At 48.9% G+C, this 20179-nt stretch carries 22 protein-coding genes and 1 pseudogene; 19 read left to right on the top strand and 4 right to left on the bottom strand.

Annotation, left to right across the window (positions count from 1 at the left end):
• Positions 1–77: 77 nt before the first annotated feature.
• The 5 genes from K5E19_RS15215 to K5E19_RS15195 all read left to right on the top strand — a co-directional run bounded on the left by K5E19_RS15215 (position 78) and on the right by K5E19_RS15195 (position 5418).
• Complete coding sequence (locus tag K5E19_RS15215) at positions 78–1355, top strand: OmpG porin family protein (RefSeq protein WP_032681795.1); 1278 nt, start codon at positions 78–80, stop codon at positions 1353–1355.
• Between the two features lie 14 nt (positions 1356–1369).
• Entirely contained in the window at positions 1370–2863 is a 1494-nt protein-coding gene (locus K5E19_RS15210) for a glycoside hydrolase family 32 protein (RefSeq protein ID WP_221551973.1), read from the top strand.
• A 12-nt stretch (positions 2864–2875) separates the two neighbouring features.
• The gene (locus tag K5E19_RS15205; protein ID WP_032681794.1) at positions 2876–3889 is read left to right on the top strand and encodes an OmpG porin family protein; all 1014 of its coding nucleotides are present in this window, start codon (positions 2876–2878) and stop codon (positions 3887–3889) included.
• Between the two features lie 115 nt (positions 3890–4004).
• Positions 4005–4955, top strand: a complete 951-nt coding sequence (locus tag K5E19_RS15200; RefSeq protein WP_063444313.1) for an aminoimidazole riboside kinase — start codon at positions 4005–4007, stop codon at positions 4953–4955.
• Positions 4956–5115: 160 nt separating this feature from the next.
• A complete protein-coding gene (locus tag K5E19_RS15195; RefSeq protein ID WP_040018513.1) occupies positions 5116–5418 on the top strand; it encodes a hypothetical protein in 303 nt (100 codons plus the stop codon).
• Positions 5419–5690: 272 nt separating this feature from the next.
• On the opposite strand, the gene K5E19_RS15190 is transcribed toward K5E19_RS15195, so the two are convergent.
• Entirely contained in the window at positions 5691–6017 is a 327-nt protein-coding gene (locus tag K5E19_RS15190; RefSeq protein ID WP_226862755.1) for a GNAT family N-acetyltransferase, read from the bottom strand.
• A gap of 5 nt (positions 6018–6022) precedes the next feature.
• On the opposite strand from K5E19_RS15190, the gene K5E19_RS15185 reads away from it, so the two are divergent.
• Positions 6023–6499 carry an NAD(P)(+) transhydrogenase (Re/Si-specific) subunit beta gene (locus tag K5E19_RS15185; protein WP_260411817.1) on the top strand — a complete coding sequence of 159 codons (477 nt, stop codon included), beginning with the start codon at positions 6023–6025 and terminating at the stop codon, positions 6497–6499.
• A gap of 371 nt (positions 6500–6870) precedes the next feature.
• Here the strand turns inward: K5E19_RS15185 and K5E19_RS15180 are convergent, their stop codons facing one another.
• Positions 6871–7095, bottom strand: coding sequence for an AlpA family transcriptional regulator (locus tag K5E19_RS15180; protein ID WP_249418089.1), 225 nt, complete (start codon positions 7093–7095; stop codon positions 6871–6873).
• A 92-nt stretch (positions 7096–7187) separates the two neighbouring features.
• On the bottom strand, positions 7188–7766 hold the full coding sequence (locus K5E19_RS15175) for an inovirus-type Gp2 protein (protein WP_221551972.1): 579 nt from the start codon (positions 7764–7766) through the stop codon (positions 7188–7190).
• 415 nt (positions 7767–8181) lie between these two features.
• Here K5E19_RS15175 and K5E19_RS15170 point away from each other — a divergent pair, with 415 nt between their 5' ends.
• From K5E19_RS15170 to K5E19_RS15110, 13 genes and pseudogenes are all read left to right on the top strand, one after another.
• Positions 8182–9099, top strand: coding sequence for a hypothetical protein (locus tag K5E19_RS15170; protein ID WP_221551971.1), 918 nt, complete (start codon positions 8182–8184; stop codon positions 9097–9099).
• A 407-nt stretch (positions 9100–9506) separates the two neighbouring features.
• Positions 9507–11486 (top strand): alkyl/aryl-sulfatase, encoded by a 1980-nt coding sequence (locus tag K5E19_RS15165; RefSeq protein ID WP_180236879.1) that lies wholly within the window; start codon positions 9507–9509, stop codon positions 11484–11486.
• A 51-nt stretch (positions 11487–11537) separates the two neighbouring features.
• Complete coding sequence (locus K5E19_RS15160) at positions 11538–12329, top strand: hypothetical protein (protein ID WP_072420592.1); 792 nt, start codon at positions 11538–11540, stop codon at positions 12327–12329.
• 284 nt (positions 12330–12613) lie between these two features.
• Entirely contained in the window at positions 12614–13489 is an 876-nt protein-coding gene (locus K5E19_RS15155) for a GTPase family protein (RefSeq protein ID WP_221551970.1), read from the top strand.
• Between the two features lie 243 nt (positions 13490–13732).
• On the top strand, positions 13733–14449 hold the full coding sequence (locus tag K5E19_RS15150; protein WP_221551969.1) for a YafY family protein: 717 nt from the start codon (positions 13733–13735) through the stop codon (positions 14447–14449).
• Positions 14450–14484: 35 nt separating this feature from the next.
• Positions 14485–14937, top strand: a complete 453-nt coding sequence (locus tag K5E19_RS15145) for a hypothetical protein (RefSeq protein WP_221551968.1) — start codon at positions 14485–14487, stop codon at positions 14935–14937.
• Positions 14938–15008: 71 nt separating this feature from the next.
• Positions 15009–15482, top strand: a complete 474-nt coding sequence (locus K5E19_RS15140; RefSeq protein WP_137379968.1) for a hypothetical protein — start codon at positions 15009–15011, stop codon at positions 15480–15482.
• Between the two features lie 119 nt (positions 15483–15601).
• The gene (locus K5E19_RS15135) at positions 15602–16423 is read left to right on the top strand and encodes a DUF932 domain-containing protein (RefSeq protein ID WP_021571974.1); all 822 of its coding nucleotides are present in this window, start codon (positions 15602–15604) and stop codon (positions 16421–16423) included.
• Positions 16424–16453: 30 nt separating this feature from the next.
• Positions 16454–16897 carry an antirestriction protein gene (locus tag K5E19_RS15130; RefSeq protein ID WP_063444302.1) on the top strand — a complete coding sequence of 148 codons (444 nt, stop codon included), beginning with the start codon at positions 16454–16456 and terminating at the stop codon, positions 16895–16897.
• Between the two features lie 12 nt (positions 16898–16909).
• A complete protein-coding gene (radC, locus tag K5E19_RS15125) occupies positions 16910–17452 on the top strand; it encodes a RadC family protein (protein WP_221551967.1) in 543 nt (180 codons plus the stop codon).
• Positions 17449–17670 carry a DUF987 domain-containing protein gene (locus tag K5E19_RS15120; protein WP_221551965.1) on the top strand — a complete coding sequence of 74 codons (222 nt, stop codon included), beginning with the start codon at positions 17449–17451 and terminating at the stop codon, positions 17668–17670. The genes radC and K5E19_RS15120 overlap by 4 nt, the downstream gene beginning before the upstream one ends.
• 25 nt (positions 17671–17695) lie before the next feature.
• Positions 17696–18053: pseudogene (locus K5E19_RS15115) on the top strand (type IV toxin-antitoxin system YeeU family antitoxin).
• A gap of 20 nt (positions 18054–18073) precedes the next feature.
• Positions 18074–18397, top strand: coding sequence for a TA system toxin CbtA family protein (locus tag K5E19_RS15110; RefSeq protein WP_014226745.1), 324 nt, complete (start codon positions 18074–18076; stop codon positions 18395–18397).
• Positions 18398–19048: 651 nt separating this feature from the next.
• On the opposite strand, the gene K5E19_RS15105 is transcribed toward K5E19_RS15110, so the two are convergent.
• On the bottom strand, positions 19049–20176 hold the full coding sequence (locus K5E19_RS15105) for a PAAR domain-containing protein (RefSeq protein ID WP_221551964.1): 1128 nt from the start codon (positions 20174–20176) through the stop codon (positions 19049–19051).
• Positions 20177–20179: the final 3 nt, after the last annotated feature.

Here is a 20179-nt window from a genome sequence, read left to right as displayed (position 1 = left end):
GCTTCTTACCCTATGAGATTTTTATTTCTGCCAGTCTCTGGCTGGCATTTTATTATCTGGAATAATGAGAGAGCGAAATGGATAAAATATTAACGCCTCACTGTCGCATTAAAGCAATAAATAAAAATATATTCGCTTCTGGAAAACAAACGTTGGCATTGATGCTGTCATTATCCGCATTTTCTGCCGTCGCTGAAGAAACCAACGGCCAGCCAGGAAGCTATACGGGCAGCTATCAAAGCTATTTCCAGGATGAACCTGACGTTCAGGAAAAGCCTTCATCGCCTGTAAAAAAGGGAAATGCGCAATCGTCCCTTAGTGCTTCTTCGTCCCCTGTTGCTGCGGGAGCAGCGGCTGAATCTATGAAGTCGACAACGCTACCCGAGGTAACGCAGAGTAAATCGGCCGGGGTAACAAAAAATCGTAAAGCGGATAATCCTGAGGACGTCAGCCTACTGCGCTTAAGGCAGGAAGATCCGCCCGTTCACTGGAACAGTATCGGCCGTAACATGGAGGCTGGCGGCCTGCACGGCAACATCGGCACGCAAATAGAAATTGACGATGTGCGCTGGAGTAATAATAAGAAAAATAGCGGTAAATTCAAACTCGCTACCATTCAGGCATTTTTAAGACACGATGAGCTGCCCAACTGGTATTTTGGCTTCTGGAACGCGAGGGAAGACAGCTATAAAGGTCAATTCAGCAATCAGGACTACGGCGGCACCAATACGATCAATGAGTTTTTTGTTGGCCATATCTTTGAAACCTGGCGGGGTAATATCGGGACGGAAGTTATGGTCGGCTCCGAAACGGCAACTAAACGCTGGAAAAACCGCTTCAAAGTCTGGCAGGACATCCGCCTGACCAACAAATGGAGCCTGGCCGGGTACGCTTACGGCGAATTCCAGCCCCAGGGGAATGAGCCGGGAAATGGCGATCTTGAACAGTACATTTTCGAAATTGAGCCAGCCATTCAATACCGCGTGAATCCGGATCTCGGCCTGTATTTACGACCATATTATTACTATAACCGTCAGGAGCGTCAAAGCTGGGGCGATATTGTTGAAGAAGAATGGAAAATCACCGCTGGGCTGTGGCGCAACTGGTATCCGCTGTTAACCTCCCTGTATTTTGGCGTCGGGCAGGACAAAATAGATAATGCCAGCAATGCCAAAGAAGTTTTTTATGACGGCCGATATAAATTTATTGGCGGCACCCTTAGCTATCCGATTTATGGCGAAGTTCGACTATATGGTGAATTCAAAGCGCAGTTCACTAAAGAAACCGGACTCTGGACATCTACCGGACACTCATGGAATCCCTTTACCGTGGTTGGCGTGAATTATAACTTCTAACATTCAGGTGTATCATGAAAAAATTAACGCTAGCGGCATCGGTCGCTCTGCTGGTGCTTTCGTTTGCAAATATGCCAGCCTGGTCGCAGCCGTCTAAAGAAACATTACAAAATAAAAGCATTAGCCATATTAAAGATTTTTTCCCACGGGTCGAAGGCTCCTTTGTTGGCGACCCGATGCCGGTCTATAACGACGGTGAATTTGATATTTTTTATCTGAACGATATCCGCGGCGGCAGCGACCTCGGGGTACACGCCATACATCTGCTGTCGAGCAGCAACTTATATGATTATCAAAACCATTCGGAAGTGATTCCCTACGTTAACGACGTGGACGATCCTGAACTGCTGCTGGGAACCGGTTCAATGATTAAAGTCGGCGATACCTGGCATGCCTGGTACACCGCACACAATGAAAACGTGTTCCCGGTTGAATCGATAATGCATGCCACCAGTAAAGATCGCCTTCACTGGGTAAAACATCCGCAGAATACTATTCTGCCGGGCGCTAGCTACCGGGGGAATGACTTCCGGGATCCGCATGTCGTTTGGGTTGAAGAAAAGAAAGAATACTGGATGTTAATTACCACCCGCAGCAACGGGCGCGGGGTGATTGCCCGCTACAGCTCAACCGATTTGGAAAACTGGCAGGACCGCGGCATATTTTTTGATAACGACACCATTACCAGCAATGCCAATCTCGAATGCCCGACGCTAGTCTTCTTCAACGGACGCTGGTATCTCAGCTTTAGCGACCAATGGCCGTTGCGCCTGACCCAGTACCGGGTCGCCGACAATCCGGAAGGACCGTGGCAAAAAATGGATAACTATGTGGTCGATGGATCGGGTTTTTACGCGGGAAAACTGGCGCTTAAAAACGATCGCCTGTTTGTCTTCGGCTGGATCCCGACCAAAGCGGGCACCCGCGACGGCGGCAAGATTGACTGGGCAGGAAATCTGGTTGCCCATGAGCTCACCTCAGATAGCAACGGGCGGCTCAACAGCATCCTTCCCCAGGAGCTTCGCACGGTGATCAATAACAACCCTGGTCCGGTAACCCCCTTAACGAGCAGTAAAACGCTAAACATAGCAACGCAGTTCGGCCCGCTGCAGTCATCTGTCTATCCGCCATTGCCCAAAAAAGGAGAGCTAAGCGCGACGATAGACGTTCCCTCTGCCGGAATGGTGATGAGCTTTGGTCTGACCGACGACAGGGTGGCTGACGCAACGCTCAACGTTGTGTTCAACAGGAGCAAGGGGAAGGTTTATTTTTTCAACGCTCCGCTGGCGTCGATTCACCAGGCCAACGCTGAATCCTGGGTGGATGTTCCGCTCGATGAAAAACTTGAGCTACGCGTCCTGATCCAGGACTCGATTGCCGTCTTTTATATCAACGATAAGGCGGCATTCAGCACCCGGATGTATTCCTTGCAGAACAAGCCATGGAGCATTAGCCTGCCTCAAAGCGATAATTTTCACGCGACGCTGAAAATAAAAGAAATGATTTAACGGGATATTATTATGAAAAACCATCATGCCCTGACTGTTATTTTTGCTCTTCTGTTTCCGGCGCTGGCGAATGCAAGTATGAGCATCATGAAGGATTTGTCGGGAAAGGTTGTTGCCGTGGATCCGTGGTCATATCTGGATGAGGATGTGATGTGGACCTCAGCCCGCTCCTCTAATCCTACCGGTGGCCGCGTTCACGGACAGCTGAAAATGAAATATGCCATCGAGGATAATAACTGGCGTAACAGCCATTTCCACAGCGGGAAGGATTCACTGACTTTTGTGCAGGGGGTTATGCATCACGATGCGTTACCCGGCTGGTATCTGGCTTTCTCTGAGGGCAGAACCACCAACTATAACGGGACGTGGGAAGATCAGACTTACCTCAGCCAGAATCAGTGGACCCAGCTGATTATCGGCCATGAATATTTCTACAAACGGCTGCGCTACGGCTGGGATGTTATGGGCGGAAGCTCGTCAATTGAGGACCGCTGGCAGGGGCGCATCAAGCTGTTTACCGATCTGCGCGTCACGGACAGCCTCTCCTTCTTTAACTACCTGTACCAGCAGGTTGACCACCGCCGCAGCGGCGGTTCACAAAATGACCGTGACGTGCGTTCATTTCAGATTGAACCCGGTGTTCAATACATTATCAACAACACCACCGGGGTCTGGTTCCGCCAACAGTTCGCTTCCGCCATTTTAGACCGGGCGCAGTGGGGCGATATCGACGAAAAAAGCTGGAGCACCTCATTCGGCGTCTGGCACAACTGGGGGAGGCTATCCACAACGCTCAGCGGCGGGTACGGGCATTATAAGAAAGATAATGCCCAGCCCGAGGATGGCGAAGTATTCCAGAATACCCGCAATCGCTACCTGAAGGTGTCAGCGAATTATCCTTTGACCTCCCGCTTCACGGTGTCCGGGGAAGTTACCGGCTCGTTGATAAAGCAGAGCGGAAGCTGGGTCACTAACGGCGATGCCATCGCTACCGATTATAAGGTGATGCTGGATTATAACTTTTAACAGATAGGTTTGAATGACCGGCGGGGCATGGATACGGTTAGGCTATAGCGCAAAACCTGACGTGCCCGCAGGTCGTGTATGTATAAAATTAGTTAATTATTATTGAGGAAAAGTCATGAATATCTGGACGCTTGGCGATGCGGTGGTCGATCTTCTACCCCTTTCAGACATGCAGTATCAGGCCTGTGCAGGAGGAGCCCCGTTCAACGTTGCGGTCGGTACCGCACGCTTACGCAGCCAGAGCGGTTTTATCGGCCGGGTCGGTGACGACGACTTTGGTCATTTTTTAAAAACAACGCTGTCTGATTCAGGCGTCTCAACCGCAGGCCTTCAGCTGGATAGCCAGTACAGAACCAGCACGGTGCTGGTCTCGCTCAACGGTGATGGAGAGCGCGGGTTTACGTTTTTAACCAATCCTTCCGCGGATCAGTTTTTAACGCCCGACGGACTTCCAGAATTTAACGACGATATTCTGCACTTTTGCTCGCTGGCGCTGGTCGCCGAAGTTTGCCGCACTACGTTAGCCACCGCTATCGGCAAAGTTAAGCAGCGTGGGGGATTGCTGAGTTTTGATGTGAATTTACGCGAGCAAATGTGGCTCGATAAGCGTCAAATGCTCGATACTGTGCGCCAATTTTCCTCACAGGCCGACATTCTTAAACTCTCGGAGGAAGAATGGTACTGGATGACGGGCACGCACGATTTTACCCGAGCTCTTGACGCCCTTAAGGCATTCCCCGCGCAGCTAAAGTTAGTGACCTACGGCGCGCAGGGTGCCATGGTGCTCTGGCGCGACGGCGTCATCCATTTTAACGGTTATACCGTCGACAGTGTTGATACCACCGGGGCTGGCGACGCTTTTGTCGCCGGTTTGCTGGCCTGGATTGCACAAAACGGGATGCCGGAGAGCTTTGAACAGCTCCACCAGGCCGTTGCTCAGGCCGGTGCCTGCGGTGCCCTCGCGACAACCCGCAAAGGTGCGCTGACCGCTCTGCCGGATACCGACGCGCTTGATGCTTTTATTAGCCAATTTTCTCTGCCCGACTACGAGGTTAAAAACGTCTAAATACCATAGCTGCACGATCTCCATCCAGAAAACAGGGCCGGGCTAAGCTGGAATATTCGGCCTTTTTTCCACTTTATCCTGGGAGCCGCACTCACAGGAAAATCACAGTCCGGCGTCTGCCGATGCATGGTTGTATTTTTCACTGGAAGAGGAAAGGGGAATGATAGTCAGAACAGGACACGGCTGTGTTCCGCTAAAACATGCGCAAGGTTTTGCAAAACACCTTGAGAACACGGGTGTGGAGCACATACCGGGAAACAGAGGTGCATTCGTGCGCAGTGAAACCCAGGGCGACTGGCCGCATTTCTTTCTGGCAAAACGGTGGCAGGATCTGCAGTCGATCAAAGAATTTGCCGGAGAAAACTATCACATGGCGGTGACCTACCCGGACGATGAAGAGTTTGAGCTACTTTCCGAGCCTTACGTCTTTCAACATGTTGTGGAGACCGTTTCACCCCTTTAGGCTTATTTCTTGGGTAATCTCCCGGTTACCCGATTTGCTACAGCATCCTTGTTATCGTAAAGGCTACACTTTCGCTCCCTGCGGTGGGTTTAGCGGGCCGACGCCACGCTATCCATTATCAAGGGGGCATGACGGGCTTCGACCTGAACACTGGGCTAGCGTTTATTCAGATAATTTTGCGCTTCTCTAATCGAACGTCAGCATCATCAATATCCGTTTCATTACCCCAGCCGAGGTGCCTGTAAAACTGCACCGCACGGCTGTTTTTAGCGCTAGGCAATTTGATGATGTTTAAACAGCTCTGTTTCCGCGGCGCTGACCAGCCCACGTCCTATCCCCTTATTCTCATAATCAGGAACTACACATGCGGAAAACAGACAGCCTTCATCCGTTAAAATCATTGAAAACCCAACGATTTTCCCGTTATCAACCGCCACCCAGGCGCAGGGGCCTTGCGCTATCATAGCGGCTATCGTGGCCTCGGTGATCCCCATCTGCTGCATCTCTTTACGGCTGAGATGATTCTCGGTCACCGAGGTTCTGACGTCGAAAATAGCTTCCACGTCTGAGGCATGGGCAAGTCTAAACTGAATTCCCATTAGGTTTGCTTCCTGCAGGATTGAAATGGTGTGTAAGGGCCTACGCGAGTGTATTTTGTCAGCCCCGCTTACAGGAATTGACCAGTCGGCTGATTGCGCTAGGCGTAAAGGTACGATTCGGTATCCATCCAGTAGCCGGGCGTTTACCGGGACATATGAACATGCTGCTGGCGGAAGCAAAAGTCTCCTACGATATAGTGCTGGAGATGGAGGAGATTAATGACGACTTCAGTGATACCGACGTGGTGCTGGTCATCGGCGCCAACGACACCGTTAACCCTGCTGCACAGGAAGATCCCGGAAGCCCCATCGCAGGTATGCCGGTACTGGAAGTGTGGAAAGCACAGCAGGTGGTGGTGTTCAAACGTTCGATGAATACTGGCTGCGCAGGCGTACAGAACCCCCTGTTCTTTAAAGAAAACACCACCATGCTTTTTGGTGATGCAAAAGCGAGCGTAGAGGCGATACTTGCGCAGCTCTAATTAATTGATTAGACGTACCGGATGAATTGCAGAGGGTGATGGAAGAGTACATCACCTCCTGAAATTTTGCTCGAGTCAGAATCAGAGTATTACATTGAGTATCAACACTGTTCGCTCAGCGCAGGATAATTCTGGCACATTGTTAAAAAATAAGAAGCTCACCCCGAGGTAATATATGTCGGTATGACAGATCTTTAACATAGTAATGGATAGGCCAGGGATAAGGTGGGCTCCTGCTTTTCAGATTCTGAACTGAGAGCCGTCGCGATTATGTTATTATAAATAATATCGCGTGAATTATTTTAGGACTGAACTCTACTTTAAACGATGGGGATATTGGGAAAGGAGTAGCTCAGAAAGAGTAGGCTATATCAGTGGCCACGTGAATCGGCAATGCGTTGCTGTAACCATAATTCGACTTCACTTTTCTTCCAGCGGGAACTGCGACCTAGTTTAATGGGCTTTGGGAATTGGCCATCTTTTATAAGCTTGTAAAACCACTTATCTGTCAGCCCTGTAAGCTTCGTGATGAAGCGCATATCCACCAGTTGGTCATCGAGTAAAGAAATATGTTCTGTCATGATGCTGTCTTCCATTGTGGGATTATCCTGAGCTGGTGGGTGATTGCTCGTTACCACCAGCCCTTCCACATCAATGGATTGATACGTAAAAAAGTGCATAAAGTGAGTTACAGCGTGCGAGGACGCCCCAGTCCGCTGGGCGGCGGTACTTCACTGGCTCCGTAGTGATAGTGACCGTGTTTTTGCTCTTCTTTGGCAAGGTAGCTGATGATGTAGCGCAGGTTATGGATGGCTTCGGTATCATCGTAGTTCACTGGCCTATCAATACTGACTTCATAAGTGGACTTGTATTCGCAGCGGTTGTAATAGCCTTCTCGTTGCGTTATTTCCCGCCATATTGTTCCAACTCTCTCAGCTATTGGGTAGGTAGCCTGGTTAAGGTGCCTGTCGAGATAGAACACGATATGGGCATGGCAGCCGTGGTCTATAGAGTTCTCGAGTACCCAGAAATACCCTGACAGATTTGTGTGCTGCAGAGTGCGTTCAACCAGCATGCGTACCTCTTGCTCAGTTTCGTTCCATGAATGACGTTTATAACGCTCTGTACCTTTCTGATAGAACAGGTCGAGTCTGTGTGCCTGTATTCGGGAGTATCGGTTCAGTAGCTGATTCAGATGGTCATTGAGTAGAGACAGTAGAAACCAGTTCATCGTGTATCTGGAATTAAAAGGGTAAGGTGTGTGCATTGATTTATCCTTTGTCAGGTGGAGTACAAAGGATTGGGATGAGATGTAATTTTTAAGAGAAGCAGGGATACGGCAGATACAGGGAACTGCGTATCCAGGGGAATACAGGCAGGGTTGCTTGTTGGGGGAAGGGGCTATGAACATAGTGGTATAGAAACAGGGAGTGCCCCTTAATTATACTAAAAACCCAAATGTTCATATCTGCTGGTGAACGATTCTAATGAGGTGAACAGAGGAGGATCCTAGAGTAAAAATCACAGGAATAACGCAGTAAAACGTCAGAGTATTATCACAATAAAATCAGTAATATATCAGTTAAAAATCAGTCATCCTTCAGGTCTGTGACCCGACTCCACCAACCAAAAAGGTACTCATGCTAATCTGTTTTTGGGAGTCAGAAACAGAGGGAAAGGCGATGTTGCATTACGATATGATCCGCTGCGAGATAATGTACCTAAAAATGTTGGATAGCTTTTTCAATACAGATCACTCGTTACTGTGCAGTACTTATGATACGCCGGATCAGTTTCGACATTTGATCTCTCAGATCCTTGAACGACATTTCCTAGGCGATCAGGACAGGATCAAAGTTGGCCGGAAAACGCTTAAAGAATGGGCTGAGCTGCTACTAATTGATAAAGATTATTTTGATTGTTTCAAAGGTACACCAAGAGCATCGTGGTTTGCTCACCATTATATTTTTGAATATCCAGTATTACCTGCAAGGCTGACACTTGGTGGGTTGGGGAATGACTTCGATTGTTCAGGTGGTTTTAATTCTCTTTTACTGGACGATAATATCTTCACAAATCTTGATTTCGCTAATTTGAATATTGACCTGGGCGATATAGATTGGGATCTGATAACAGATCCACAGGCCACAGCTTCGAAAAAAACGAAACGTGTTTTCTCCCGATTTTATCTGAACGCGGGAGCAAGTACCGATCTGTACAACCCCACTCCGGTAACTGAGCGTGAACTCATCAATGGTGTTATGAGGTACATTGATGAAGCTCCATGCTCACTTGGAGATAAGATCTCTTATTTTAAAAAACTACATGAGCGCTGGCTTGAACAATATGATTTTTTTCTGTCAGACTTTGACTGGATGTCCCGGGATAATGAAACTCAACTAGTATATCTCTGGGACTATCTCAAGGGAAAAGGACGAATAGCGGGCTATCTTCGCCCTTATAATACATCTATACGTTATGACATGATTATTGCGGCTATAGATGTGTGGAACGTCCAACCTGAAGAGAAGTTAGAGTTTATTGAGAAGATGAAACATGCCTGGCAGGCGGCAAAATCTTATCGGCGATCCGCTAAATAGCGTTGTGTTCTCAGTGGTCATTTCATCTGATTTCTCAGTGCTGTTATGAATCTGAATCGAGCAGGGTTCTCTAACTACTCCCTCTTGTCCCGTTACGTACAGAGTACATAGCTGAGGTATGAAAATTAGAACGTTTACTTCTGGCTCGAAGCGTGCAGGCTAGCTGATCTGAAGGTCCGCAATGAGCGAGCAGCGGACGTATTTCACTTGCTAAAAGAGTTAGAAACCTACAGTCGTACAAACATAATTTATTTGTATCCATAAGTGGCGAAATGTAACTCCTTGGTTATATTTAAAAAATGAAAATGGTAAGCGGCCATTTTAATTATTTGAATTAATGAATGATTTCCAGAGGTAATTATTCGAAAAGACTGAGTCGTTAGAAGGTTTACACATGAGGGGTACAAATGAGACTTAAGTTGATCGTCAAAAGTCTTGCACTGGCAGGGTTACTTTCCTCCACTGCACTGACACCTTTGTTCGCGCAGGAAGCACCAAAAGGTGCCACCGCATCAACAAAGCAAGCCAACGATGCACTTTATAACCAGCTTCCTTTTTCTGATAACACCGATTTCACGAATGCTCACAAAGGCTTTATCGCCGCTTTACCTCAGGACGTGATTAAAGGCGAGCAGGGAAATGTTATCTGGAACCCGCAACAGTATGCATTTATCAAAGAAGGGGAAAAATCCCCTGACACTGTAAACCCGAGCCTCTGGCGACAGTCTCAGTTGATCAACATCAGCGGTCTGTTTGAAGTGACTGAGGGCGTTTACCAGATCCGTAACCTCGACTTATCCAACATGACCATCATTGAGGGTAAAGAAGGTATTACCGTCGTTGACCCGCTGGTTTCAGCGGAAACAGCAAAAGTCGGCATGGATTTGTACTTCAAAAATCGCGGCAATAAACCTGTTGTCGCCATCATTTACACTCACAGCCATGTTGACCACTACGGCGGCGTGCGTGGTGTGGTTGATGAAGCGGATGTGAAATCCGGGAAGGTAAAAGTTTATGCGCCAGCAGGCTTCATGGAAGCAGCGGTCGCGGAAAACATTATGGCGGGCAATGTCATGAGCCGCCGTGCCAGCTATATGTATGGCAACCTCCTGAAACCTGAAGCCACCGGCCAGGTCGGCGCGGGTCTGGGCACCACCACCTCAGCGGGTACCGTGACGCTGATTGCCCCCACCAACATCATTGAAAAAGATGGTCAGAAGGAAGTCATTGATGGTCTGACTTATGACTTCATGCTGGCACCGGGTTCAGAAGCCCCGTCTGAAATGCTGTGGTATATCGAAGAGAAGAAACTCATCGAAGCCGCAGAGGATGTGACTCACACTCTGCACAATACTTATTCCCTGCGCGGCGCGAAAATTCGTGAACCGCTGCCCTGGTCGAAATACATCAACGAAGCCATTGTGCGTTGGGGTGACAAAGCCGAAATCATTATGGCTCAGCACCACTGGCCGACCTGGGGTAACGAAAACGTGGTTGGCCTGCTGAAAAGCCAGCGTGACCTGTATCGTTATATCAACGACCAGACCCTGCGCATGGCCAACGAAGGCCTGACACGCGATGAAATTGCAGCCAACTTCAAACTACCGGACAGCCTGGCAAAAACCTGGGCTAACCGCGGCTATTACGGCTCCATCAGCCACGATGTGAAAGCGACCTATGTGCTGTATCTCGGCTGGTACGATGGCAACCCGGCAACGCTTGATGAATTACCACCGGAAGAAGCGGCTAAGAAATTTGTTGAATACATGGGCGGTGCCGATGCGATTCTTCAGAAAGCGAAAACCGACTTTGACCAGGGTAACTACCGTTGGGTTGCTCAGGTGGTAAGTAAGGTGGTGTTTGCCGATCCAAATAACCAGAATGCGCGTAACCTGGAAGCGGACGCACTGGAGCAACTGGGTTATCAGGCTGAGTCCGGCCCATGGCGTAACTTCTACCTGACCGGTGCTCAGGAGCTGCGCAATGGTGTGGTTAAAGGCCCGACGCCGAATACTGCAAGCCCGGATACCGTTCGTGCGATGACGCCTGAAATGTTCTTCGATTTCCTGGCGGTACATATCAACGGTGAAAAAGCCGGTAATGCCAAAGCGGTATTTAATATCGATCTCGGCAGCGACGGCGGCAAGTACAAGCTGGAGCTGGAAAACGGCGTACTGAATCATACGGCGAATGCTGAAGCTAAAGACGCCGATGCCACGATTGCTCTGAACCGTGACACGCTAAATAAAATCATCCTGAAAGAAGAAACTCTGAAGCAGGCTGAAGATAAAGGCGAGGTTAAGGTCACAGGGAATGGTGCGAAGCTCGATGAGATGTTGGGCTATATGGACAAGTTTGAGTTCTGGTTCAATATCGTCACACCATAAATAAATCCCCTGCGGCGTCACGGCTGCAGGGGACTTACTTCAGGTAATCCTATGCGTCTTTCATACTCGATTTTGCCTTCATTTTTATGCCTTGCCTCATCTTATGCCTATGCTGCCCAAGAGCATGCCCCGGATGCGGCGCAGGCAAACAACCCTCTGGCGAATATGACAGCATTCAATATGCAGAACTATTACATCGGAGATGTCAGCGGTACGGATCAGGATGCCAATCAGTTCTGGTTCCGTTATGCGCAACCTTTTTCACTAGGTGACAGCAAATGGCTGCTGCGTGGTTCATTACCAATTAATACCTATCCGGTTGCACCGACCGGGGGGCATAAAACAGGCTTAGGTGATCTGAACTTATTTGCATCATGGCTTATTGATACCGGTAATCCGGCAGTGAGTTTTGGTTTCGGTCCACAAATCACGGCGCCGACTGCTACTGAAGATGCTCTGGGAACAGAAAAATGGTCTGCGGGTCTGGTCAACGTACTCTTCGATGCCAGTTCGCCAAAATTCCAGTACGGTTATCTGGCCTCATGGCAGCATAGCTTTGCCGGAGAAGACAACCGAAACGATGTGAATCTCGGTACTTTTCAGCCATTTTTATTCTATCAGTTGGGTGGCGGCACTTATCTGCGAGCAGCACCTATCTGGGTCTATAACTTCCAGAATGACAGCTACAGCGTTCCGCTGGGTTTAGGTATTGGACAGGTTATCAAGCAGGATAAAACCGTCTACAACTTCTTTGTGGAGCCTCAAGGGTCGGTTGCGGACCGTGGTCCAGGACAACCTCACTGGCAGATTTTCTTTGGGTTAAACCTACAGTTCCTGAATTAAACCGTTTACGGTTAATTCTTTTTTTTCGTACATAATTGGGTCACTGCCAAATGAATGGCGGCGATTCCCGCTGCTAATAGAAAGTGGTGGTGACCTGAGACGCCATATAACTTAGCAACGTCCGCTCCTGGCACTCAGCGGACATCTTTTAGTTCTGCGCTGCACAATTTCCTTTACGTGTTAATCTAAAATTCCAAATAATTTCAGATAGATATTATCTCCGTGAATCCCCCGCTTTCCTGACTGGAAAGCGGTTTTTTTATTTTTCACGCTGAGACTACTGTATGAATAAACCTGACGGCCTTCAGGCCTTTGAACAACCGCTCGCGTCGCTTCCGCGCACGCTTCGCCAGCTTATTCTTGAACGTATCCAGAACCTGACTCATTACGAGCCGGTGATTGGCATCATGGGCAAAAGTGGTGCTGGTAAATCCTCTCTCTGCAACGAACTTTTCCGGGGCGAGGTGTCCCCGGTGAGTGACGTGAACTCCTGTACTCGCGACGTACTGCGCTTCCGATTGCGCAGCGATCGTCACAGTCTGGTGATTGTCGATTTACCGGGGGTAGGTGAAAACGGGCGGCGGGATCATGAATACCGTGCCCTGTACCGTCGAATCCTGCCGGAGTTGGACCTGGTGCTGTGGGTCATTAAGGCCGATGATCGGGCACTGACCGTGGACGAGCAGTTCTGGCACGGTGTGATGCAACCTTACAGGCAAAAGGTACTGTTTGTGATTAACCAGGCCGACAAAATCGAACCCTGTCATGAATGGGATACCCTCACTAGCAAACCTTCACCGCACCAACAGGGAAATCTTAAAGCGAAGCAGGCTGCGATTATGGCGATGTTTAAACCGCATCATCTGGTCTGCGTGGTGTCCGCCTGCACTGGATGGGGCATTGAGGAGATGGTGGCAACCATGATGCGCTGTCTGCCTGACCGCGCCACCAGCCCGGTGGTGACACAACTGCAAGGGAGACTCTGCACAGAGCCGGTAAAGTCGCAGGCCCGTGACAGTTTCGGTGAAGCTGTGGGCCGGGTTTTCGATACCGCAGAATCATCTTCGTTCCTGTCGGCATCGCTGAAAACGGTGATTCGTACCGTGCGTGATGCGGTGGTGTCGGTCGCACGGGCCGTCTGGGACTGGATATTCTTCTGATATCGCAATTTTCTCTGCGAATGATGAACTGGTTGTTAATGATGTGTTGATTGTGGACACGTCCTTTCCACTGCGTTTTATCATCAATTAAATCAGGCGAAGCATCATTATCTGTCAGACGAGCGCCCACAAGGCTGGACTGCTCATAAAAAATAGTTCCGATGTTGTCCATACCCTGTCCACTCCTTCCTTTAAAGTAATCATTATTAATTCAGAGAGTTAACTTCTCAGGAGAAATCTTTCATGACGCTTCAGGAGCGGCGACATGACCGGCTTGCCGTCAGGTTGTCGTTGATTATCAGCCGTCTGGTGTCCGGTGAAACTCTGTTTATTCGCAAACTGGCAACTGAATTCGGGGTGTCAGAGCGCACGTTACGTCGTGACTTTCGGGAACGTCTGATGTATCTCGACCTGGATTATTACCAGGGGCAGTGCAGTTTGCGCTCGGATATTCACAGTACGCGGCAGGAAATAGATATTCTGACCTTTGCTCACCGCACGGGGTTGGCCGGGGTTTTCCCGGGCTTTGACCGGCGACTGGTCAGCAGCCTGCTGGACTGTGATGATCGACCTTGTCTGGTATGGCATCAGGACAGACCTCATCCCCCGGCAGGAAAACTCTGCTTCTACAGGCTGGTCAGAGCTATTTCGGGATGTCAGCGCATCACCGTTCTGACTGAAGGGGAGCGTCATGAGGCCGTTGCACCTTACCGGCTAATCGCTCTGGACGGTTACTGGTATCTGGTCGCTGAACATAACAGGCAATTACGTGTCTTCCGGCTGGATGAGATTCATCTGGTAAGGCCATCCCGGGAAACATTTATTCGCAGTGAGCTTCTCCATCAGCTGTCGGAAGATAAACATTTTATCTCTGCCTTACCTCATTTCCGTTTTATTCAGCAGTCGCTGAATTCATTTTCTCCATCAGAAAGTCGGGGGCAATCCGGACACACTGATTAGAGATTGTCTCCATAATTGAATGTAAGGTTAATGTAATGAAAAAATTGAAATTATTGTCTTTACTGCCAGTCATGTTGTTCCCCTTACTTATCGCAGGTAATGCTTACGCAGCACGTCCTTATAGCGGGTTCCTGCCTGCGGCAGTGAATGATAAGAGTGGGAATATATTCTGGTGTGATGCCCACCGACAGGTCAGAAAACTGTGTACAGCGACGGAAGTGGATTCAATGGGATGGTTTATTGTTGTTCGCTCGAAACCTTCCAGAGATTGTCCGGGTGGCATTTGGGGATGGATTACTCCCAGTAAAGACGATGTGTCAACAGGGTATACCATTACGCCAGGTAAAGAATTCAATCTGACCATGAAGGATATGTGCAGTCCGGATATGAAAGTAACGTTCAGCCCAAATAAAAAGGACCCTCGTTATGACGATCTCATTGGGATTTATGCCGGGAAAGAAGCGTTTCGCTACAAACAAATAAAATAATCCAACTGTTTATTCATTACTTTGTTGTTTTGAATAACAAAAGCTTTATTACATGATTTGAGGACAACATTATGCGATTGCCTTACGTAATATTTACAGCAGCTATACTGGCTTCTGCATCAACAGCACATGCTATTCCCAATATGTGGTCGAGTGGTTTTGGAATGGGGGTGACGGAATACATTATCAGTAGTCCTGAGAAGGTGATTTTTAACCTCAACTGCACTGGTAATCCGGATGAACAGAACATTCTGCAGCATGGCGTATTAGTAACCCTGCCCAATGGTACGATGCTGGATTCTCATGACGACGGGACGGAAATAACGGTCGTCATGGATAACAGTCAGTTCTCATTACCTTCATCCCTCGGCTGGAGGAATGGCGATAATGCCTGGGTGTCATTTATTGACGCACTGGGTCAGTCGTCTAATTTCGATGTTTATGTCAGCGATAAAAAAGTAGGCACTTTCAGTCCGGGTCTGAAGAATACGCAAAAAGAGCTGTCTGACCTCAGTGAGTGCCGGACCACACACTACAGCGATTAGTTACTTACATTTCAGACCTCTCCACCCCGCAACACACCAACACCAGATACCAACAGGCCATGTTCCTTCGGGGACATGGCCTTTTTGTTTTCATTTCATTATCAGATAAGGAGTTAGCTATGCGATTAGCCAGCCGCTTTGGCCGTATAAACCAGATACGCCGTGACCGGCCTCTGACCCACGAAGAGCTGATGAGCCATGTTCCCAGCGTGTTCGGGAGTGACAAGCATGAATCTCGTTCAGACAGGTACACCTACATCCCGACCATCACCATCCTCGAAAGCCTGCAGCGTGAAGGCTTTGAGCCGTTCTTTGCCTGCCAGACGAAGGTCCGGGACCAGAGCAAGCGGGAGCACACCAAGCATATGCTGCGTCTGCGTCGAGCCGGGCAACTTACCGGGCATCAGGTGCCGGAAATCATTCTACTTAACAGCCATGACGGCTCATCAAGCTACCAGATGCTGCCGGGGTTATTTCGCGGCGTCTGTACCAATGGCTTGGTCTGCGGTCAGTCATTCGGAGAAGTGCGGGTACCGCATAAAGGGAATGTTGTTGAGAAGGTGATTGAAGGGGCTTACGAAGTGCTCGGTGTGTTTGACCGGGTGGAGGAGAAGCGCGATGCAATGCAGTCACTGGCACTGCCAGAACCAGCCCGTAACGCCCTGGCGAATGCCGCGCTGAAGTATCGCTTTGGTGAAGACCACCAGCCGGTCACGGTATCGCAGTTGCTGACCCCACGTCGCCGGGAGGACTACAGCGATGACCTGTGGACCGTATACCAGCGCGTGCAGGAGAACCTGATGAAAGGTGGATTGTCAGGGCGAACCGCTCAGGGGAAAAGCAGCCGCACCCGTGCTGTTACCGGTATTGATGGCGATGTGAAGCTCAATCGTGCTCTTTGGGTGATGGCAGAAAACATGCTCGATTTTTTCGGGCGTTAAACAACGGTTCCGGCATAAGGAGATAGTTTAATGAATACACAAAATCATCAGGTTGCGGAGCATACCGCAATTACTGCCTCAGTGGTCCCGGACGAGTTACGCATCGGCTTCTGGCCGCAGCACTTTGGCTCCATCCCACAATGGATAACCCTTGAACCTCGTATTTTCGCCTGGATGGAGCGGCTGTGTGCCGATTACCAAGGTGGTATCTGGCGCTTTTCGACACTCAGCAACGGCGGCGCTTTTATGGCTCCCGAGTCAGATCACGATGAGAAGTGGACATTGTTCAACAGCATGAATGGCAATGGCGCAGAGCTTACCAGTGAAGCTGCAGGGATGGTCGCCTGTCTGATGGCTTACAACCACCACGCCTGTCGCACCGAGTGTGACGCGATGACTGAGCATTATTATCGCTTACGCGACTACGCGCTGAACCATCCAGAGTGCAGCGCCATTATGCATCTCATCGACTGAGGGATACCGAACATGAATACCGCATTATCCCCGCTGTCATCTCAGCCTGAACTCTTTCCACTGGCGATTATGGCCCAGCATGGTTGTTTGCTCCCCGCGACCTCCGGATTAACCCCCTATGCCCAACGCACCATTCGTTGTGCCATCAACCTGCTGGATAAATATCTGCGCCAGCCCGGTATATCCTTTACCTCTAGTACTGCTGCCCGTGATTGGCTCCGGTTACAGCTGGCAGGACAAGAACGGGAAGTGTTTATGGTGCTCTATCTCGATAACCAGCACCGTTTACTGGAGAGTGAAACGCTGTTTGCCGGTTCGATTAACCATTTCCAGGTCCATCCCCGTGAGGTGGTGAAGTCAGCGCTTCGCTTCAATGCTGCTGCTGTTGTGCTGGCACATAACCATCCCTCCGGCGATCCGGAGCCCAGCAAAGCCGATCGCCAGATGACTGACAGGCTAAAGGAGGTACTGGAGCTGGTTGATGTGAAGACGCTCGATCATCTGGTTGTCGGCCAGGATGGCATTGTGTCGTTCGCTGAGCGAGGCTGGATATGAAAATCATCAGTAAGCGCCAGGCCATGGCTCTGTACCGACAGCATCCTGACTCCCGCCTGTTTCGCTTCTGTACCGGCAAATATAAATGGTCAGGCAGTATCTGCCATTATGCTGGCCGGGAAGTTCAGGACATACACGGCTTTCTGGCCGTGTTTGCTGAACGTCGTCAGGACCGCAATGGTCCCTATGTCATTCTTCGAAGCGTTACTCTCAATTAATCCTTCACTTTAATCAGGAACAATAATGAACAATCGCTCAGAATCCGGTGCCATACCGGAGAATCCCGCCTGCCAGCAATGGGGGCTGAAACGTGCTATGACCCCCCTGTTTTGGAGCACGTCTGGTGCAGGAAGGCGACCGCCTGCATTTTCTCGCGGACCGCGCCGGGTTTAACGGTGCTTTCAGCGACGAGCATGCGTTGCGCCTCGACCAGGCCTTTCCGTTGATACTCAAGCAGCTGGAGCTGATACTCACCAGCGGAGAACTCTCCCCCCGCCATCAGCACTGTGTCACCCTCTATCACAACGGACTCACCTGTGAAGCCGATACGCTTGGTAGTTGTGGCTACGTATACATCACCATTTATCCCACTCAACGTTAATTACTATCACGAGAGAAAAAATGAAATTTCTACCTGCAACAAATATGCGGGCGGCGAAGCCATGCCTGTCGCCCGTGACTATCTGGCAAATGCTACTTAGTCGTCTGCTGGAACAGCATTATGGCCTGACACTAAACGATACACCTTTCTGTGATGAAACCGTCATACAGGAACATATCGATGCCGGTATCACTCTCGCTAATGCCATTAACTTTCTAGTGGAAAAGTACGAACTGGTTCGTATCGATCGCAGAGGGTTTAGCTGGCAAGAACAAACGCCATATCTCACGATTATTGATATCATGAGGGCCCGTCGCGATCTGGGTTTAATGAATCGTAATTAGTCTGATGCTAACGGTATCGCTGCTTTCGAGTATGCCTGCCATTTGCTATCATCTCGCTTCCTGTTGATTTATCGACAAAGGTAATTACTTGAATTCAAAGCCTCTGTGCTTTGGGGGTATCTTTGGGGGTATAAGTTAAGATATAACTTGAAAATTCTATATTTTTCAAATTATTGAACAGCTTGTTCTAATCCCTTCGCCCGCTCCAGATTTCCCGGCTTGTGGCAAAACTTCAATAAAGTCGCTTTGTTTTCAAAAGCTATTCAACATAAGCTGTCATTATCGTTCTACCAATGAACGGCAAACTATCACCACAAGATACGCTGTTAGTTATCACAATTGTCTAAAACTAGGGTGAAGGGGAAAGGCTGGGGAGAGCCAGCCTTTGGCGGTCATCTCACTTTCTTGAAAATGAGCAGAATCAATACGGTAGAAATGAAGTAACCGTAGAGCGAAACATCAATCAGCCTGTCGTAGTACTGATCAAATTCAGCAACCACAGCATTACAGGCTTCAATAGTGATCGTCTTTTCGATAAGTATGTCAGTGTATTTTCTCGTTATCCCATAATCTAGTACATTGACCAGAATAGAAGCTATATAGATGAAAGAGATTGTGATTATGCTTCCCCATCGAATGAAGCATTTTGTTCTACTCTTCAAGGTCATATGAGCCCCCCAAGAATCCTCCAACCGTACCGCCAGAATAGCCAGAAGCTGAACCTAATGTGGAGGCTCCCGCTGCAAGGTTTTTCTCCATAGTGTTTTCTTCACCAAGTGTATAATTCTCCATGTTTGGATACTGCTCTTTGAATTCATTAGTGACTTCAGTTACTTGCATTGAGCTTATGCTGCTGCTTTTGCGTATAAGATAATTTTGCAGAGATAAAGGCACTGCAAAATCTTCCTCGCCTTCAATCGGTAATTGCGTTGTAGTCGATGTGTAGCTTGTTTCGAAAATGTTTGATCCAGATTTACGTATTACCTGAACAGTATGAGTTGTACAATTGCTACCAGTCAGATCATAGACGTCTATTACTCTCCCCCTGCGTTTGGTTCTTTCACCCATTTTCTCCGTAGGGATTAGTTTCGCTCCTGAGTTCCAAAGGTTTTCAAACATTGAGCGTGTCTCCAGTATGGATGCATCATCAATCCTGAATACTCGAGCATTAACTTTATAAAGTTCTTCACGGTAGTAGCTACGAGCATCCTCTCCAGTAAAGAAGTTAAGTATTCCATCGCCTGTAAAGTTAGCTGGCCCTCTTCGACCAAAGCGTCCGTAGGTGTAAACATAAATTGAGTTGTTTTCATGTACGGAAACGAAAGCATGTCCTGCGTCTGTGATTTCAGTCCAGATGTAAACGCCATTCAATAACGGGTTATCATCTGGCTGGCAGGTATCAGCAAAGCTGTTTTGCTTCTTCGCTGCCTGTGCATGTTGCACTGGATTTACAGGTGCTGTCGCCCAGGAAGGGGTATAGACTTCAACAGTGTCTGGGGCAATGAGGAAGTTTGTTCCCCTTGGACATCCACAATGAATCTCTGAACCGTCAACTGCCACGCCTTCTTCGTTTGATACGCGATGATCACCGCTGACTATTACCCCCACCTCACCACATTTAGGGCATGGCGTGGTTTCGTCACCGATATAGAGTTTGAGCTTTCCCATGACAGTAAAGCCGGGGCGGGTGGCGATACATTCTGAGCCTGTAGAAGTTTTATCTCCATGTAGGCCAACATTCTTACCGTGAATGATGCAACCTCTGTGTTCCGATGCCATAGT

It is taken from the genome of Enterobacter sp. RIT637 (assembly GCF_019718755.1).
GTDB lineage: Bacteria > Pseudomonadota > Gammaproteobacteria > Enterobacterales > Enterobacteriaceae > Enterobacter.
This window is presented reverse-complemented; position numbering and strand designations above follow the sequence as displayed.

Bases quoted from the DNA above. Each gene is read 5' to 3' on its own strand.
- K5E19_RS15170 (WP_221551971.1), top strand. From the start codon at position 8,182: ATGTTGCATTACGATATGATCCGCTGCGAGATAATGTACCTAAAAATG.
- radC (WP_221551967.1), top strand. From the start codon at position 16,910: ATGAATACCGCATTATCCCCGCTGTCATCTCAGCCTGAACTCTTTCCA.
- K5E19_RS15200 (WP_063444313.1), top strand. From the start codon at position 4,005: ATGAATATCTGGACGCTTGGCGATGCGGTGGTCGATCTTCTACCCCTT.
- K5E19_RS15120 (WP_221551965.1), top strand. From the start codon at position 17,449: ATGAAAATCATCAGTAAGCGCCAGGCCATGGCTCTGTACCGACAGCAT.
- K5E19_RS15175 (WP_221551972.1), bottom strand. From the start codon at position 7,766: ATGCACACACCTTACCCTTTTAATTCCAGATACACGATGAACTGGTTT.
- K5E19_RS15190 (WP_226862755.1), bottom strand. From the start codon at position 6,017: ATGGGAATTCAGTTTAGACTTGCCCATGCCTCAGACGTGGAAGCTATT.
- K5E19_RS15105 (WP_221551964.1), bottom strand. From the start codon at position 20,176: ATGGCATCGGAACACAGAGGTTGCATCATTCACGGTAAGAATGTTGGC.
- K5E19_RS15135 (WP_021571974.1), top strand. From the start codon at position 15,602: ATGCGATTAGCCAGCCGCTTTGGCCGTATAAACCAGATACGCCGTGAC.
- K5E19_RS15150 (WP_221551969.1), top strand. From the start codon at position 13,733: ATGACGCTTCAGGAGCGGCGACATGACCGGCTTGCCGTCAGGTTGTCG.
- K5E19_RS15110 (WP_014226745.1), top strand. From the start codon at position 18,074: ATGAAATTTCTACCTGCAACAAATATGCGGGCGGCGAAGCCATGCCTG.
- K5E19_RS15210 (WP_221551973.1), top strand. From the start codon at position 1,370: ATGAAAAAATTAACGCTAGCGGCATCGGTCGCTCTGCTGGTGCTTTCG.
- K5E19_RS15145 (WP_221551968.1), top strand. From the start codon at position 14,485: ATGAAAAAATTGAAATTATTGTCTTTACTGCCAGTCATGTTGTTCCCC.
- K5E19_RS15195 (WP_040018513.1), top strand. From the start codon at position 5,116: ATGATAGTCAGAACAGGACACGGCTGTGTTCCGCTAAAACATGCGCAA.
- K5E19_RS15215 (WP_032681795.1), top strand. From the start codon at position 78: ATGGATAAAATATTAACGCCTCACTGTCGCATTAAAGCAATAAATAAA.
- K5E19_RS15205 (WP_032681794.1), top strand. From the start codon at position 2,876: ATGAAAAACCATCATGCCCTGACTGTTATTTTTGCTCTTCTGTTTCCG.
- K5E19_RS15130 (WP_063444302.1), top strand. From the start codon at position 16,454: ATGAATACACAAAATCATCAGGTTGCGGAGCATACCGCAATTACTGCC.
- K5E19_RS15155 (WP_221551970.1), top strand. From the start codon at position 12,614: ATGAATAAACCTGACGGCCTTCAGGCCTTTGAACAACCGCTCGCGTCG.
- K5E19_RS15180 (WP_249418089.1), bottom strand. From the start codon at position 7,095: ATGGAAGACAGCATCATGACAGAACATATTTCTTTACTCGATGACCAA.
- K5E19_RS15160 (WP_072420592.1), top strand. From the start codon at position 11,538: ATGCGTCTTTCATACTCGATTTTGCCTTCATTTTTATGCCTTGCCTCA.
- K5E19_RS15165 (WP_180236879.1), top strand. From the start codon at position 9,507: ATGAGACTTAAGTTGATCGTCAAAAGTCTTGCACTGGCAGGGTTACTT.
- K5E19_RS15140 (WP_137379968.1), top strand. From the start codon at position 15,009: ATGCGATTGCCTTACGTAATATTTACAGCAGCTATACTGGCTTCTGCA.